Here is a 14,036-nt window from a genome sequence, read left to right on the forward strand (position 1 = left end):
GGCCGCTGGTGAGCGGAAGACGAAGCCCGCCGACGACCGTTCGACCCCTGGAGTCGGGCCGGGCAGTGGCACAATCTCCCCGTGGACCTGTGCATCCTCGAGCGCGAGTTCGAGCTGGTGCGACTGGCCGCCGCCGCACAAGGAGCAGCGGACGGGGCCGGGTCGGTCGTGCTCGTCTTCGGGGAGGCGGGGATCGGCAAGTCGAGCCTGGTGAAAGCCATGCCCGAACGGCTTCCCGCAGAGACCCGGGTACTTGTCGGAGAGTGCGACGACCTCGCCACCCGACGGCCGCTGGGACCGTTCCGCGACCTCGTGGGCAGCGTCGGCAGTGAACTGGCGCGCGCCGTCATGGAAGGCGGCGACCGGAACCGCGTCTACGAGGCCCTGCTCGACGAACTGGCCCGGACACCCCATCCGGCGGTACTCGTCGTCGAGGACGTCCACTGGGCCGACGAGGCGTCACTGGACGCCCTGCGCTTCCTGGTACGGCGCATCGAGCGGCTGCCCGCCCTGCTGGTCCTCACCTACCGGGACGACGAGGTGAGCAGCGGACACCCCCTGCGTCACCTCCTCGGCCAGGTCTCCCGGGCTCAGCGCGTCCACCGGCTTCCGCTGGCCCGCCTCTCCCTGGCCGCCGTCCGCACGCTGAGCGAGGCCGGCCGGCTCGACCTCGACCCGGCGAAGGTGTACCAGGTGACGTCGGGCAACCCCTTCTTCGTCGCCGAGGTGGTGGCCGCGGGCGGCACCGGAGCCGTGCCGCCGACCGTCGTCGACGCCGTGCTCGCCAGACTCCGCGGGCTGGACGCCGCCACCGTGGCCGCCCTGGAGCAGCTGGCCGTCGTCCCCTCCGCCGTCGAGCGGCCCCTCATCGACGCGCTGCTCGCGGACGGGGTGGCCGGACTGACGGCGGCCGAGCAGCGCGGGCTGCTGGCCGTGGCGCCGGAGCGGGTGGCCTTCCGGCACGATCTGATCCGCCGGGCCGTCGCCGACTCGCTGCCCGCCGCGCGCCGTATCGAACTCAACCGCAGCGTCCTCGCGGCCCTCGTCGCCCGGCCCGGATCCGACGCCGCCCGCCTCGTCCACCACGCCGCACAGGCCGGCGACGAGGACGCCATCGCCCGCTACGGACCCGACGCCGCCCGGGATGCCGCGGGAGCCGGGGCCCACCGCGAAGCCGCCGCCCAGCTGAGGCTCGTCCTGCGCGCGCGACACCGCTACACGGCGGCCGAACTCGCCGACCTCCTCGAACGCTATGCCGTGGAGAGCTACACCATCGCGGACTCCGCCGCGGCCGTCGCCGCCCAGCAGGACGCGGTCGCCCTGCGCCGCGAGCTCGGCGACATCCGCGCCCTCGGCGCCGATCTGCGCTGGCTGTCCCGGATCCACTGGTGGGCCGGCGACGCCGCCCCGGCCCAGGAGGCCGCCCGGGAAGCCGTCACGGTCCTGGAACACGCGGGCGACGACCGGCTGCTGGCCCTCGCCGTCAGCAACACCGCCCAGCTGCGGATGCTGTCCGACCGCTACGCCGAGGCCGTCGTCCATGGCGAACGCGCCATCGCCCTGGCCCAGAAGGCGGGCGATCCCGCGATCCTCTCGCACGCCCTGAACAACGTCGGCACCGCCCGCTGGCGCGGCGGCGACCCCGCCGGGCGCGACCAGCTGGAGGAGAGTCTCGACGTGGCGCTCTCCGCCGGCGAGGTCGAACACGCCTGCCGCGCCTACGCCAACCTCATCTGGACTCTGCTGGACAACCTCCAGTACGCCGAGGCCGACCGCTTCCTGCCGCCGGCCATGGACCTGGCCGACCGCGCCGAACACCTCGGGTTCCTCACTTATCTGCACGTGGAGCTGGCCATGCGGCGGTTCGCGGCCGCCGACTGGGACGACGCGGAGAAACACGCCGAGTTCGGGATGCACGACTTCGTACCCGCCCGCTGCCCCGCCCTGACCGTGCTCGCCCGGGTCCGGATCCGCCGCGGTGGAGCGCAGGACGCCGAGGAGTTGCTGGCCGAGGCGTGGGAGATCGCCGTACGGACCGGTGAGCTCCAGCGCACCGGGCCGGTGGCGGCGGCGCGGGCCGAGGCGGCCTGGCTGCGGGGGGACCCGGCCGGTGTCGTCGCGGCCGCGGGACCCGTCCACGCGGAGGCCCGCGACCTGCCGGGCGCACCGTACCGCGCCGAACTCGGCTACTGGCTCACCCTGGCCGGGCAGCCGGTCGAGACGGACGGCTCCGACCACCCGTACGCCTGGCAGGCGCGCGGGGAGTGGCGGCGGGCCGCGGCGCTCTGGCAGGCGGCGGGCTGTCCCTACGAACACGCCGTCGCGCTCGGGCAGAGCCCGGACCCCGCCGACCGGCTCACCGCGCTCGCCGCACTCGACGCGCTGGGCGCCGAACCGCAGGCCCGGCTGATCCGCGCCGAGCTGCGGCGCCTCGGCGTGCGCCGCGTCCCCCGCGGCCCCCTCGCGGCGACCCGCGACAACCCCGCGGGCCTCACCGAGCGCCAGCTCCAGGTGGTGCGGCTGCTCGCCGACGGCCTGACCAACGCGGAGATCGCCGGCCGGCTCGTCGTCTCGGTCCGCACCGTCGACAACCACGTACGCGCCGTGCTGGAGAAACTGGACGCGCCCACCCGGCGCCATGTCGCCGTCCGCGCGGCCGAGCTCGGGCTGCTGGACGGCCACGAAAGCTAGGTATGCCGGTCGCCCGAGCTGGGTGACGGACACGGATGCCCGTACCCCCGGAATCGGGCTAGAACGTGCGAATCGACCCGAAATCGAAACGGGGAAACCGCATGTCCAACACACCCGCTCAGGCGGCCCGCCAGGAACTGACCGGCTTCACCGGGGAACTGATCGGCCCCGACGACGCAGGCTACGAGGACGCCCGTGCCGTCTACAACGCCATGATCGACAAGCACCCGGCGCTCATCGCGCGCTGCGCCGACGCGGACGCGGTCGCCCGCGTGATCGCTTTCGCCCGTACGCACGGGCTGCGGCTCGCGGTCCGTGGCGGCGGCCACCACGGTGCCGGCCTCGGCACCGTCGAAGGGGGAGTGGTCGTCGACCTGTCACCGCTGAAGGACATCCACGTCGACCCTGAGGCCCGCACCGTACGCGTCGGCGGCGGCTGCGTCTGGGGCGAGGTCGACCGCGCCACCAACGCGCACGGTCTCGCCACCCCCAGCGGCATCATCTCCACCACCGGCGTCGGCGGCCTCGCCACCGGCGGCGGGCTCGGCCACCTGACCCGCAAGTGCGGCCTGACCATCGACAACCTGCTGGCGGCCGACCTCGTCCTGGCGGACGGACAGCAGGTACGGGCGAGCGCCGACGAGAACACCGACCTGTTCTGGGCGATCCGGGGCGGCGGCGGCAACTTCGGCGTCATCACGTCGTTCCTGTTCCGGCTGCACGAGGTGAGCACCGTCGTCGCCGGACCGACCTTCTGGCCCATCGAGGTCAGCGCCGACGTCCTCACCGCCTACCGCGACTTCCTCCCGAACGCGCCCCGCGAACTCAGCGCCTTCTTCCTGCACGGCACCGTCCCGCCGGCCCCGCCGTTCCCCGAGGAGCTGCACCTGCGCAAGACGGCCGGCGTCGTGTGGTGCTACACCGGCGACGACACCGAGGCGGCCGCCCGGGAGATGGCTCCGCTGCTCGACGCGCTGCCCACGCCGATGCTGCACGCGGCCGGGCCGATGCCGCACCCGGACATGCAGGGCATGTTCGACGGGCTCTATCCGCCCGGGCACCAGTGGTACTGGCGTGCCGACTTCGTCAACGAGATCTCCGACGACGCCGTCGAACTGCACGCCAAGTTCGGCGCGGAGACGCCCACCATGCAGTCGACGATGCACCTCTACCCGATCGACGGCGCCGCCCACGACGTCGGCCCGAACGAGACCCCCTGGGCCTACCGGGACGCGCGCTGGGCCTCCGTCTACGCCGGAGTCGACCCGGACCCGGCGGGCGCGGAACGCGTCACCCAGTGGACCGTCGACTACTTCGAGGCCCTGCACCCCCACTCGGCGGGCGGCGCCTACGTGAACATGATGATGGACGAGGGGCAGGAACGCGTCCGGGCCAGCTACCGCGACAACTACGACCGCCTGGCCCGCGTCAAGGCCGACCACGACCCGGACAACGTCTTCCGCCTCAACCAGAACATCCGCCCCGCCCCGAAACCCCACTTCGAAACCAGGCCCTGAACGACACACCGCATCGGCTGCCGCCGTGGAGCATCGGCAGCCGGTGCGTACGGCCGCCCGGCGGGGCTGTCGCCCACTGCCGGGCGGTGCCGTACCGATCGGGGGCCGTCGGGTGTCTTCCACCGGCGGGCCGTGCCGGCCGGCGCCTGCGCCGGGTCGGGCGGTCGGTGTCTCGCCGGGTCGGTTGACCCCGGTGCAGTCCGACAGCGCCCCACAGGGGCGCGGGGAACTGCGCGACCAGCCACAACGCACCCGCAGGCGCCGAACCGGACAGACAGCGAACCGCACAGGTCGCGACGAGACGGGGCACGAACCAGAAAGGCCGCGAACCGGACCGACAGCGAACCGGACTGCCCGCCGAGCGCTCAGCGCGGCCCGGCCGCCGGTGCCGGCCCCGCCAGCCAGTCGTACGCGGCCCGCGCCGTGAACGCCGCCTGCCCCCCGCGCACCAGCAGATCCGCCCCGGCGAACCCGGCCGCGTCCGCCTGCCCGCTGACGTACGGGATCGCGATGCACCGCATCCCGGCGGCACGCGCGGCGGTCGCGCCGGGAGCCGCGTCCTCGAGGACCACGCACTCGGCCGGAGTCACGCCGAGTCGGCGGGCCGCCTCCAGGAAGACGTCGGGGGCCGGCTTGCCGCGCGCGACCTCGTCGGCCGAGACGACGGTGGGCACGAACGCGCCCAGACCCGTCGCGGAGAGGATGGCTTCGATGGCCTCCGGTGACGAACCCGAGGCCACGGCCATCGGGACGCCCTCGCCGGCCAGCAGCTCCACGAACCTGCGCATCTCGGGGTACGCGTGCGTGGCGACCCGTGCGAGCCGAAGATAGCGGCGGTCGACGGCGGCGAGCAGCTCCGCCACGGAGGGCCCGAGACCGTACCGCTCCTTGAGGAGGGCGACCGTCTCCAGGGTGCTGATCCCGACGTACCGTTCGTGCTCCGCCCAGCTGAAGTCCGGAACGCCGTGCTCGGCGAGGGTCTGCCGACTCGCTTCGTAGTAGTTCGGCTCGCTGTCCACGAGCGTTCCGTCGAGATCGAAGATGACCGCGATGCCGCGCAGGGTGCTCATGACCTCAGGATGCCAAGGGTCATTTCCGGGCGGCACGCCCGATCGACTCCACCAGTGGCAGCAGCCGGTGCGGCACGCGCTCGCGCAGCGCCACCTCGGTCCGGGTGCGGACGACGCCGGGGAGGCTGATCAGCTTCTGGATCACGTCCTCGAGGTGGGCGTTGTCCCGCGCCACCACCCGTGTCAGCAGATCCCCGCCACCGGTGATCGAGAACGCCTCGACGATCTCCGGTACGGCGGCCAGCTCGTCGCCCACGTCGTCGAGATGGCCCTGGGTGACCTCGATGTGCACGAACGCGAGCACCGGATGACCGAGAGCGGCGGGGGACAGGGACGGCCCGGTGCCGGTGATCACCCCGTCCCGCTCCAGCCGGTCGAGCCGGGCCTGCAGCGTGCCGCGGGCGACGCCCAGGACGCGGGCGTACTCGCGCACGCTCGTGCGGGGCTGCTCCAGGAGCAGCCGCAGGATGCGGGTGTCGAGCTCGTCCACGGCCATGGCGCGACGGCCTCCTCGTACGTCGGTGATCACCGCCGACTGTACCAATGGCCCAGCGAGGTTCCTCGGCGGCGGGCCGTCCGACATGGTCCGTTGGCCCCACGGCGATGGCGCCAGATGCCTCGCAGCCATGCCAATGGCCCAGTGATTCCGGCGACAGTTGAGCCAGAGACCGAAGTGATGCTCTTATGGGGCTGTCGATGGCGCTGCGGATTCCGCGGCGCCTTTTCCATGCCGGTGTGCGTGCGGACCATCCGTGCCGTCCGTCCCGGGCCGGGTGTCCGCGTCGGGCATGCCGGGCCGGACGTTCCGGATCAGTGTCCCAAGGGGGAGCAAGCAGTGCTGAAGAGGGCGTTCGTGGCTCCGGACCCCGGGCGGGCGCGTCTGCGCTTCGCCGCGCGGGCCGTCCTGGGCATCAGCGCGGCGGTCCTCGCCTGCGGCCTCGCCGGACACTCCCTCGTCGGGGCCGTGACCGGCGGGCTCGCCGCGCTGCTCGCCCTGTTCACCGTCACGGACGCCACGGTGCGCGGACAGGCGGTCACCACCGCGCTGCTGCCCGTCGTCGGACTGCCCGTCCTCACCGCCGCGGCCGGACTGCACGACCACGCCCTCGCGCGGGACCTCACCTTTCTCGCCGTGGTCGGCGCGGGCGTGTACGCGCGACGCTGGGGCCCCCGCGGGCACAGCCTCGGCGTGTTCGCGTTCATGACCTTCTTCGTGGCGCAGTTCCTGCACGCGACTCCCGGGCAACTGCCCGAGCTCTACGCGGCCGTCGCGCTGTCCGTGCTGACGGCCGCCGCCGTGCGGTTCGGCCTGTGGTGCTACGAGCGCCGCCTGCCCCCGGCCGCCGTGCCCGCCCCTCCCGTGGGCACCGGCCTCGCGCGCGTGACGACGCGCCAGGCGATCCAGGCGACCGCCGGCGCGGGCTTCGCCCTCGTCGTGGGGCAACTGGTGTCCGGACAGCGCTGGTACTGGGCCGTCGGCGCCACCTGGTGGATCTTCGTCAACACCACCTCGCGCGGCGAGACGCTGGTCCGCGGCTTCCGCCGGGTCCTCGGCACCCTGATCGGCATCGGCCTCGGGCTGCTCGTCGCCGTCCCGCTGCACGGCGCCGCTCCGGCCACCGCCGTACTCCTCGCCGTCTGCGTCTTCGGCATCTTCTACACGGCCGCCGTGTCGTACACCTGGATGATGCTGAGCGTGACGCTCCTCGCCGAACTCCTCTACGGCCTGCTCGGCGTCCTGAACCCCGGACTGCTCGCCCTGCGGCTGGCGGAGACCGGCGTCGGGGCGCTGGGCGCCGGGCTGGCGGTGATCCTCGTCCTGCCGGTCACGACCCACACCACCACCGACGCCTGGATCCAACGGGCTCTGCGCTGCGTCCACGCGTGCACCGCCGAGGCCGCCGCGCGTCTCGCCGGCTCCGAGAGCGCGGACCCGGCGCGGCGCGTTGCCGAACTGGAGCAGCTGCTCGGTCGCGTGCGGCTCTCGGTGGCACCGCTGGTGCACCCGCTGAACCCGGTGCTCGGCCGCAAGCGGCGCGCCCGCCGGGTCCTGGTCCTGCTCGACGACTGCGCCCGCGAGATCCGCGGCCTGGTCTCGGTCGCCGCCGACCCCGAGGCCTCGCACGACGCACGCCTGGCCGCCGCGTGCTGGCGGGTGGAGGCGGCTGTGGAGGCGCTCACCGGCGGCCACGCGACCGTCACCGCCTCCGCACCCCAGCCCCTCGCGACAGACCCCGCGCTGGCCCATCTGCACGGCCTCGAACGCGCCCTCGCGGACCTGGCCACCCCACTGCGCACCCCGTCCGGCGCGTAGCCGCCCTCTCGCCGTCGACGCGAGAACGGGCGACGCGCCCACGGACAGAGCCCGTACCGCGCCGACTCCGGGGCCGGTCGCCCGCAGCCGGTCGGCCATGAACGGCCCGGTGCGACACCGGTGGGCGCGGCGGAGGCCTGCGGAAGATGCGCCCACCAGCTGCCACCGGCCCGCAGCTGCCCTCGGCCTGCCGCGGCCGTGCGCCCGGTGCAGTCCTCGTTGCGGGCCGGTGAACTTCGCCCTCTATGGTCTAGACCGCGAATGATCGACTGCTACCGTCGCCTCGAACAGCACTGGACGGAGAGGGGATGACGGTGACAGACGGCGGCAGGCGGCGACGGCGTGCCTTCATCGGGTCGTTCACGGCGGCCGGAGGCCCCGGCATCGTGACTGCGGCCGTGGCCCACGACACCGGCAGGCTCACCCTGCTGAGCAGCATGAAAGGCCTTCCGGACCCCTCCTACCTGGCCCTGTCGGCAGACGGCGACACGCTCTACGCGGTCAGTGAGACGGACGAGGGCGCGGTGGCCGCGTACCACGTGGGCGGCGACACGCCCGAGCCGGCGGGCCCGCCGGTCCCGGTCGGCGGCAACGGACCCACCCACGTCAGTCTGTTCGCCGGACACGTCCTCACCGCCAACTACGGCTCCGGCAGCGTCACCGCCGTACCCCTCCGGCCGGACGGCACGCTCGCGGCCACCGCGTCCGGCGTACTCACGCACACCGGATCGGGCCCGCACACTCCCCGCCAACAGGGCCCGCACGCCCACCACGTCCAGCCCGACCCCAGCGGCCGCTGGGTCGTCAGCGTGGACCTCGGCACGGACTCGGTGCGGGCGTGCGCCCTCACCGACGGCCGCCTCGAACTGCACCACGAGACCGCGCTGCGTCCCGCTTCCGGACCGCGCCACCTGGCCTTCCACCCCGACGGCTCGTACGCCTACGTACTCAACGAACTCGCCCCGACGGTCACCGTCTGCCGCTGGGACGCCTCCCAGGGTGTGGTGAAGCCGCTGGCCGAGCTGTCGGTGCTGTCCGGCGCTCCGGCCGGTGACGCGTACCCGTCGGGCATCGTCGCCTCGGCCGACGGACGTTTCGTGTGGACGGCGACCCGCGGCGAGGACGTCCTGTCCACGTTCGCGGTCGAGGAGGACGGCCTGAGGCTGGTCGCCACGGTCCCCTGCGGCGGCACCTGGCCACGGGCGATCGCCGAGTCGGACGGGTTCCTCTACGTCGCGAACGAGCGTTCCGGCAACGTCACCTGGTTCGCCGTCGACCGGGACACCGGGCTGCCGCGCTACGAGGGATCGGTCGACGTCCCGGCCGCGTCGTGCGTGGTGTTCGGCTGACACCCCCGCTGTGGCCGGCGCCTCGGCCGGGCGTCCGCGCCCCGGCCCGGTACTCGCGCCTCCGCCCGGCGCCGGCGCCGGCGCCCGGCCCCCCCGCCTACCCCGCGCCCCCGCCTGCCGCCCGCGCCGCGGCCACCGCGTCCCGCCCGCCGCCCCGCCCCGGCGCATGACGAAGGGCCCGCTCCTCTGCCTGGAGCGGGCCCTTCGATGTGTACGGGTGCCGTGGGCGTCAGCGGACCGGCGTGCCCTGCGCCTGCTGCGGGGCGATGCCCAGCGCGGTCGTGTACTTGGCCAGCGCGAGCTTGCCGATGGCCGGGTACGGGCCCAGCGCCTCGGCCGCGGAGCAGCCTGCCTCCTTTGCCGCCTCCTCGATCAGACCCGGGTCGATCTCGGGCCCTATCAGGTACGGCGCGAGCGCCAGCTGCTGCGAACCCGAGGACCTCAGCTGCTCGGCGACGGAGGCGATCGAGCCCTCCTGGTCGAGAGCCGCCGCCATCACCGGTACGGCCAGGCGCGCGGCGAGCAGCATGCCGGTGATGCCGGCCGCCTGCACGGCCTCCTCGCCGCCCACGGAGGCCAGGACGATGCCGTCCGCCGCGGTCGCCACCGTGAACAGGCGGGCGCGGTCGGCGCGGGCCAGCCCGGCCTCGGACAGGCGCACGTGCAGCGCCTCGGCGAGCAGCGGGTGGGGGCCCAGCACGTCGGTGAGGTCGGCCGCGATACGGCTGTCCATAACCGCCTGGCGGATCCGGCGCAGCAGCGCTCCGTCCGGACCGGCGAGCAGCGGTACGACGACGGCGACCGGGCCGTCGGGCTCGCGGACGTCCAGGCCCGCGGCCTTGGCCTGCGCGTAGCGGGCGGTGCGCTCCTCGGCGGCGTGCGTAAGTACGGCCTGCAGCGTGGGGAATTCGGAGTCGTCCCCGTCGAGATACCCGATCCGCGCGTCGAGGCCGGGCAGCTCGGAGCGGGCGATGCTCACGACCTCCTCGGCGAGACTGCGCGTGGCGGTGCCGGGCGTACCCGGCACCGCGAGGACGAGCGCGGGCGCGCCCTCGGGAGCCGCCAAAGGCTCAGGTCGGCGGTGCCGCCCGGGCTGGCGGGGTCGCGGCATTCGTACTGGCAGGCCGGACGCGGGCCCAGTGGGGGAGCTCATGGCGTCGCATGTTACTGGTTTCCGGGGTTCCCCTGTTCGGGGAGGGTGCAGGTGAGCGGTATCCGTCCGGTTTTGTCTGATGAGTTACGGTCGGATCAGGAGTGATCAGCGCGTTTCCCCTGCGTGGTCCCGGGCGGGCGGTGCATGTGCACCGACTTGTCGGACAGGCGCCGTATCGCGGGATCAGTCACCCTTTGCCGTCACCACGAGCAGCATCTTCTCGTCACCCGGCAGGGTGAGCGCCCCGGTCGCCAGCCCGCCCGCGATCCGTACCGCCCCGTCCAGCGGATCACCCTCGGCGGACACCCTCCGCGCATGCGGCAGCCGTTTCGCCAGCTCCTCGGCCAGCGGCAGGAGGAGCGGGTCGCCCAGCTTGGCCAGGCCACCGGTGAGAGCGACCAGGGGCTCGCCCGCGGCCGGGCAGACGGCGGCCGCCGCGTCGGCCATGTGCCGGGCCGCGCCGCGCAGAATGCCCGCCGCGACGGGGTCGTCGGCGGCGCGGTCGGCCACCCGGGGCGCGAAGGAAGCCAGTACGACGGGGCGGTCCGGGCGCGGGTAGAGCCTGCCGGGCAGCTCCGGCATCGGGCCGAACGCTTCCACGGCGGACGCCAGCAATGGCTGTGAACCGCCCGCCCGCCCGTCCCAGGCGCGCAGGGCCGCCTCCAGCCCGGCCCGCCCGATCCAGGCACCGCCGCCGCAGTCGCCCAGCAGATGCCCCCAGCCGTCGGCGCGACGCCAGCGGGCCAGGTCCGTACCGACCGCGATCAGCCCCGTGCCGGCGGCGACGACGGCACCGGGCCGGACCCCGAGCGCGCCGGCGTAGGCGGTGACGGCGTCGGCGGCCAGGGCGACCGTCCGGACGCCGAACTCGCGCGCGAGGGCGGCCGGGAGTTCGGCCCGCAGGGCGTCGCCCAGGGTAGCCATCCCTGCGGCTCCCACGACCGCCGTGTCCAGCCGCCCGATTCCGGTCTCGGCGGTCAGGGAGCGGACCAGCGGCGTCAGTTGGGACATCAGGTGCCCGGCGTCGAGGCCCCGGGCACCGGTACGCACCGGCTCCCGGGTCTCCCGCCGGGCCTGCACGCCACCCTCCGCCGTCCCGACGACGACCCGCAGGCCGGAGCCTCCCGAGTCGACGGCGAGGAATCCGGCCCCGGCCGGCCCCGGCAAGTCCCGGGAGCCGGTCACGGCAGGCGCCAGTCCACCGGTTGCCCTCCCAGACCCACCAGCAGGTCGTTGGCCCTGCTGAACGGACGCGATCCGAAGAAACCGCGGTCGGCCGACATCGGCGAGGGGTGGGCGGACTCCACCGACGGGAGGCTGCCGAGAAGCGGGCGGAGGTTGCGGGCGTCACGCCCCCACAGGACGGAGACCAGCGGCTTGCCGCGCTCCGCGAGGGCCCGGATCGCCTGCTCGGTGACCTCCTCCCAGCCCTTCCCGCGATGGGCGCCCGGCTTGCGCGGGGCGGTGGTGAGCGCCCTGTTGAGCAACAGCACGCCCTGCCGGGTCCATGGGGTGAGGTCCCCGTCGGACGGCTGGGGCAGGCCGAGGTCGGTGGTGAGCTCGCGGTAGATGTTGATCAGGCTGCCGGGCAGCGGACGTACCTCCGGAGCGACCGAGAACGACAGTCCCACCGCGTGCCCCGGCGTCGGATACGGGTCCTGACCGACGATCAGGACCCGTACGTCGTCGAAGGGTTGCTGGAAGGCCCGCAGGACGTTCGGTCCGGCCGGGAGGTACGTGCGTCCCTCGGCGATCTCCGTGCGCAGGAAGTCGCCCATCTCGGCGATCCGTCCGGCGACGGGTTCGAGGGCCTTCGCCCAGCCCGGTTCGACGATTTCGTGTAGGGGTCGTGGTGCCACGGGCGTCACCCTACTGCCGTACACACGGCGGAGATCAACCGGTGGCCAAGGCCGGCCGACGAGGCCCCCCTCCGCCTCATCAGACCACCGACGCCCGCACGCACAGCACGTCCGGCAGATGCGAGGCCAGCCGCTGCCAGCTGTCGCCGTCGTCGGCCGAGGCGTACACCTCGCCGTTGCGGTTGCCGAAGTACACGCCCGCCGGGTCGGCGTCGTCCGTGCACAGGGCGTCCCGCAGCACCGTGCCGTAGTGGTCCTCCGGCGGCAGTCCGGCCGTCAGGGGCTCCCAGCTCTTGCCGGCGTCCGCCGTGCGGAAGACGCGACATCGCCGGTCGGCGGGCACCCGGTCCGCGTCCGCGTTGATCGGGAACACGTATGCCGTGTCGCCGCGGTGGGGGTGGGCGGCCGCCGCGAAGCCGAACGTGGACGGGAGGCCCTCGCCGATGTCCGTCCAGTGCGCCCCGGCGTCGTCACTGCGGTAGACGCCCCAGTGGTTCTGCAGGTAGAGCCGGTCCGGGGTCGCCGCGTCCTGGGCGATCTTGTGCACGCACTGGCCGAACTCCGGGTTGGGGTCCGGCAGGAACACCGCGGAGACACCGGAGTTGGACGGCGTCCAGCTCTCCCCGCCGTCCGTCGTACGGAACACCCCCGCCGTCGAGACGGCCACGGTGACCGCGCGCGGATCGCGTTTGTCGGTGAGTACGGTGTGCAGACCCTCGCCGCCGCCGCCCGGCACCCACTTCGAGCGCGTGGGGTGCTCCCACAGCGGACGGACCAGCTCGAAGCTCTCCCCGCGGTCCTCCGAGCGGTACAGCGCGGCCGGTTCCGTGCCCGCGTACACCACGTCCGGTTCGGCCGCCGCCGGGTGCAACTGCCACACCCGCTCCAGCGAAGCCTCGGTGTCCGGCGGGAACCTGACGGCGGGGCGGGCCGGTTCGGTCCAGGTCAGCCCCAGGTCGTCGGAGTGGAACACGGAGGGCCCCCAGTGCGCGCTGTCGCCTCCGGCCAGCAGCCGCGGGCTGTCGCCGCGGGTGTCGATGGCGACCGAGTACACGGCCTGCGCGTTGAAGTAGGGGCTCTCGTCGAACGCCCAGGCGCCACCGCGCCGGCGCCCGATGAACAGACCTTTGCGCGTGCCCACGGCCAGCAGTACCTCGGTCATGCCGATCACCTCCGCGACGTCTTCGTCTGAGACACCGGCCAGTCTGCACCCCGCCACTGACATTACTCCCGGAAATGGCTTAGTCGCAGGTCGGAGCGGTGGTGGCGGCCTGGCGCGCGGTGGTGGAGAGCCCCTTCGCGGGGGCGCGTGCGGGAGCGGGGGACTCGTGGGACGGTGGAGTCACGGGAGTCGCCGTGAGCATCCCGGAGATGTCTCCCGTATGGGAAGGCGGTCCGGCAGGTTCGCGCGCTCATGAGGAGGATGCCTTCTATGGCGTTCCGTGGTCCGAAGGTCTGGCTGTGGCGCTGGCGGCGCAATCCGCTCAAGCGCCGCGCGGACGCGGTCGAGGCCTGGGTGGTACTCGGCGCCTGGCTGCTCACCCTCCTCGTCGGAGTCCTGGCCGGTCTGGCGTCGACCCGGTCGGTCGAACACGGCCTGGCCCGGGAACGGGTGGAATGGCGTCCGATCGTCGCCCGGCTCACCGAGCAGGCCCCCGGAACGTCGTCCGCGCGCTCGGGCTCGGCGAGCGGCGACCGGGTGTGGGCCAAGGTCAGCTGGACGGTGGCGAACACCTCGCACACGGGGCAGGTCCGCGTGCGGCCCGGCAGCGGCCCCGGCGCTCCGGTCACCGTGTGGACGGACCGGCAGGGCCGCCTGGTGACCCGGCCCGCCACCGTGTCCCAGGCCCGGCTGCGGGCCGCGTTGATCGGCGGCCTGGTGGGGGTGAGCGCCGCGGCCGTGCCCTTCGTCGGCGGTCGTGTGCTGCGCGGCCGCTTGGAACGTCGGCGCATGGACCAGTGGGACGCCGAGTGGTCCCGCTTCGGCCCGCTGTGGGGTCGTACGACCGGCTGACCACCCGTCCCGCGGTTCCGCCCTGCCGTGCGTGCCGATCCCGGATCGGGCTGGTCGGGCGGGTCGTGG

The 14,036-nt window shown here is 74.0% G+C and carries 11 protein-coding genes; 5 read left to right on the forward strand and 6 right to left on the reverse strand.

The features are described from left to right. Positions 1-81: 81 nt before the first annotated feature. Both OG985_RS39125 and OG985_RS39130 read left to right on the forward strand, forming a co-directional pair. Complete coding sequence (locus OG985_RS39125) at positions 82-2,691, forward strand: AAA family ATPase (protein WP_371673116.1); 2,610 nt, start codon at positions 82-84, stop codon at positions 2,689-2,691. Between the two features lie 101 nt (positions 2,692-2,792). Continuing rightward, positions 2,793-4,208: an FAD-binding oxidoreductase gene (locus OG985_RS39130; protein ID WP_371673117.1), complete on the forward strand. Its 1,416-nt coding sequence runs from the start codon at positions 2,793-2,795 to the stop codon at positions 4,206-4,208. A gap of 365 nt (positions 4,209-4,573) precedes the next feature. Here the strand turns inward: OG985_RS39130 and OG985_RS39135 are convergent, their stop codons facing one another. Both OG985_RS39135 and OG985_RS39140 read right to left on the reverse strand, forming a co-directional pair. Then, entirely contained in the window at positions 4,574-5,278 is a 705-nt protein-coding gene (locus tag OG985_RS39135) for an HAD family hydrolase (RefSeq protein WP_371673118.1), read from the reverse strand. Between the two features lie 19 nt (positions 5,279-5,297). Next, the gene (locus OG985_RS39140; RefSeq protein ID WP_371673119.1) at positions 5,298-5,774 is read right to left on the reverse strand and encodes an Lrp/AsnC family transcriptional regulator; all 477 of its coding nucleotides are present in this window, start codon (positions 5,772-5,774) and stop codon (positions 5,298-5,300) included. A 339-nt stretch (positions 5,775-6,113) separates the two neighbouring features. Between OG985_RS39140 and OG985_RS39145 the strand changes: the two genes are divergently transcribed. Together OG985_RS39145 and OG985_RS39150 are read left to right on the forward strand one after the other, a co-directional pair. Further along, a complete protein-coding gene (locus tag OG985_RS39145; protein ID WP_371673120.1) occupies positions 6,114-7,592 on the forward strand; it encodes an FUSC family protein in 1,479 nt (492 codons plus the stop codon). Positions 7,593-7,906: 314 nt separating this feature from the next. After that, positions 7,907-8,941: a lactonase family protein gene (locus OG985_RS39150; RefSeq protein WP_371674617.1), complete on the forward strand. Its 1,035-nt coding sequence runs from the start codon at positions 7,907-7,909 to the stop codon at positions 8,939-8,941. A 229-nt stretch (positions 8,942-9,170) separates the two neighbouring features. Here the strand turns inward: OG985_RS39150 and OG985_RS39155 are convergent, their stop codons facing one another. The 4 genes from OG985_RS39155 to OG985_RS39170 form a co-directional block, all read right to left on the reverse strand. Continuing rightward, the gene (locus tag OG985_RS39155) at positions 9,171-10,094 is read right to left on the reverse strand and encodes a sirohydrochlorin chelatase (RefSeq protein WP_371673121.1); all 924 of its coding nucleotides are present in this window, start codon (positions 10,092-10,094) and stop codon (positions 9,171-9,173) included. A 183-nt stretch (positions 10,095-10,277) separates the two neighbouring features. Continuing rightward, on the reverse strand, positions 10,278-11,279 hold the full coding sequence (locus OG985_RS39160; protein ID WP_371673122.1) for an N-acetylglucosamine kinase: 1,002 nt from the start codon (positions 11,277-11,279) through the stop codon (positions 10,278-10,280). Beyond that, positions 11,276-11,953, reverse strand: a complete 678-nt coding sequence (locus OG985_RS39165) for a uracil-DNA glycosylase (protein ID WP_371673123.1) — start codon at positions 11,951-11,953, stop codon at positions 11,276-11,278. The genes OG985_RS39160 and OG985_RS39165 overlap by 4 nt, the downstream gene beginning before the upstream one ends. A 79-nt stretch (positions 11,954-12,032) precedes the next feature. Continuing rightward, on the reverse strand, positions 12,033-13,115 hold the full coding sequence (locus tag OG985_RS39170; RefSeq protein ID WP_371673124.1) for a WD40/YVTN/BNR-like repeat-containing protein: 1,083 nt from the start codon (positions 13,113-13,115) through the stop codon (positions 12,033-12,035). Between the two features lie 270 nt (positions 13,116-13,385). On the opposite strand from OG985_RS39170, the gene OG985_RS39175 reads away from it, so the two are divergent. Continuing rightward, positions 13,386-13,967, forward strand: a complete 582-nt coding sequence (locus OG985_RS39175; protein ID WP_371673125.1) for a hypothetical protein — start codon at positions 13,386-13,388, stop codon at positions 13,965-13,967. Positions 13,968-14,036 lie beyond the last annotated feature (69 nt).

The organism is Streptomyces sp. NBC_00289 (assembly GCF_041435115.1).
In the GTDB taxonomy this organism is placed as follows: Bacteria; Actinomycetota; Actinomycetes; order Streptomycetales; family Streptomycetaceae; genus Streptomyces.

Excerpts from the sequence above, each read along its gene's own strand:
- OG985_RS39175 (WP_371673125.1), top strand. The coding sequence starts at position 13,386 with ATGGCGTTCCGTGGTCCGAAGGTCTGGCTGTGGCGCTGGCGGCGCAAT.
- OG985_RS39155 (WP_371673121.1), bottom strand. The coding sequence starts at position 10,094 with ATGAGCTCCCCCACTGGGCCCGCGTCCGGCCTGCCAGTACGAATGCCG.
- OG985_RS39130 (WP_371673117.1), top strand. The coding sequence starts at position 2,793 with ATGTCCAACACACCCGCTCAGGCGGCCCGCCAGGAACTGACCGGCTTC.
- OG985_RS39140 (WP_371673119.1), bottom strand. The coding sequence starts at position 5,774 with ATGGCCGTGGACGAGCTCGACACCCGCATCCTGCGGCTGCTCCTGGAG.
- OG985_RS39135 (WP_371673118.1), bottom strand. The coding sequence starts at position 5,278 with ATGAGCACCCTGCGCGGCATCGCGGTCATCTTCGATCTCGACGGAACG.
- OG985_RS39170 (WP_371673124.1), bottom strand. The coding sequence starts at position 13,115 with ATGACCGAGGTACTGCTGGCCGTGGGCACGCGCAAAGGTCTGTTCATC.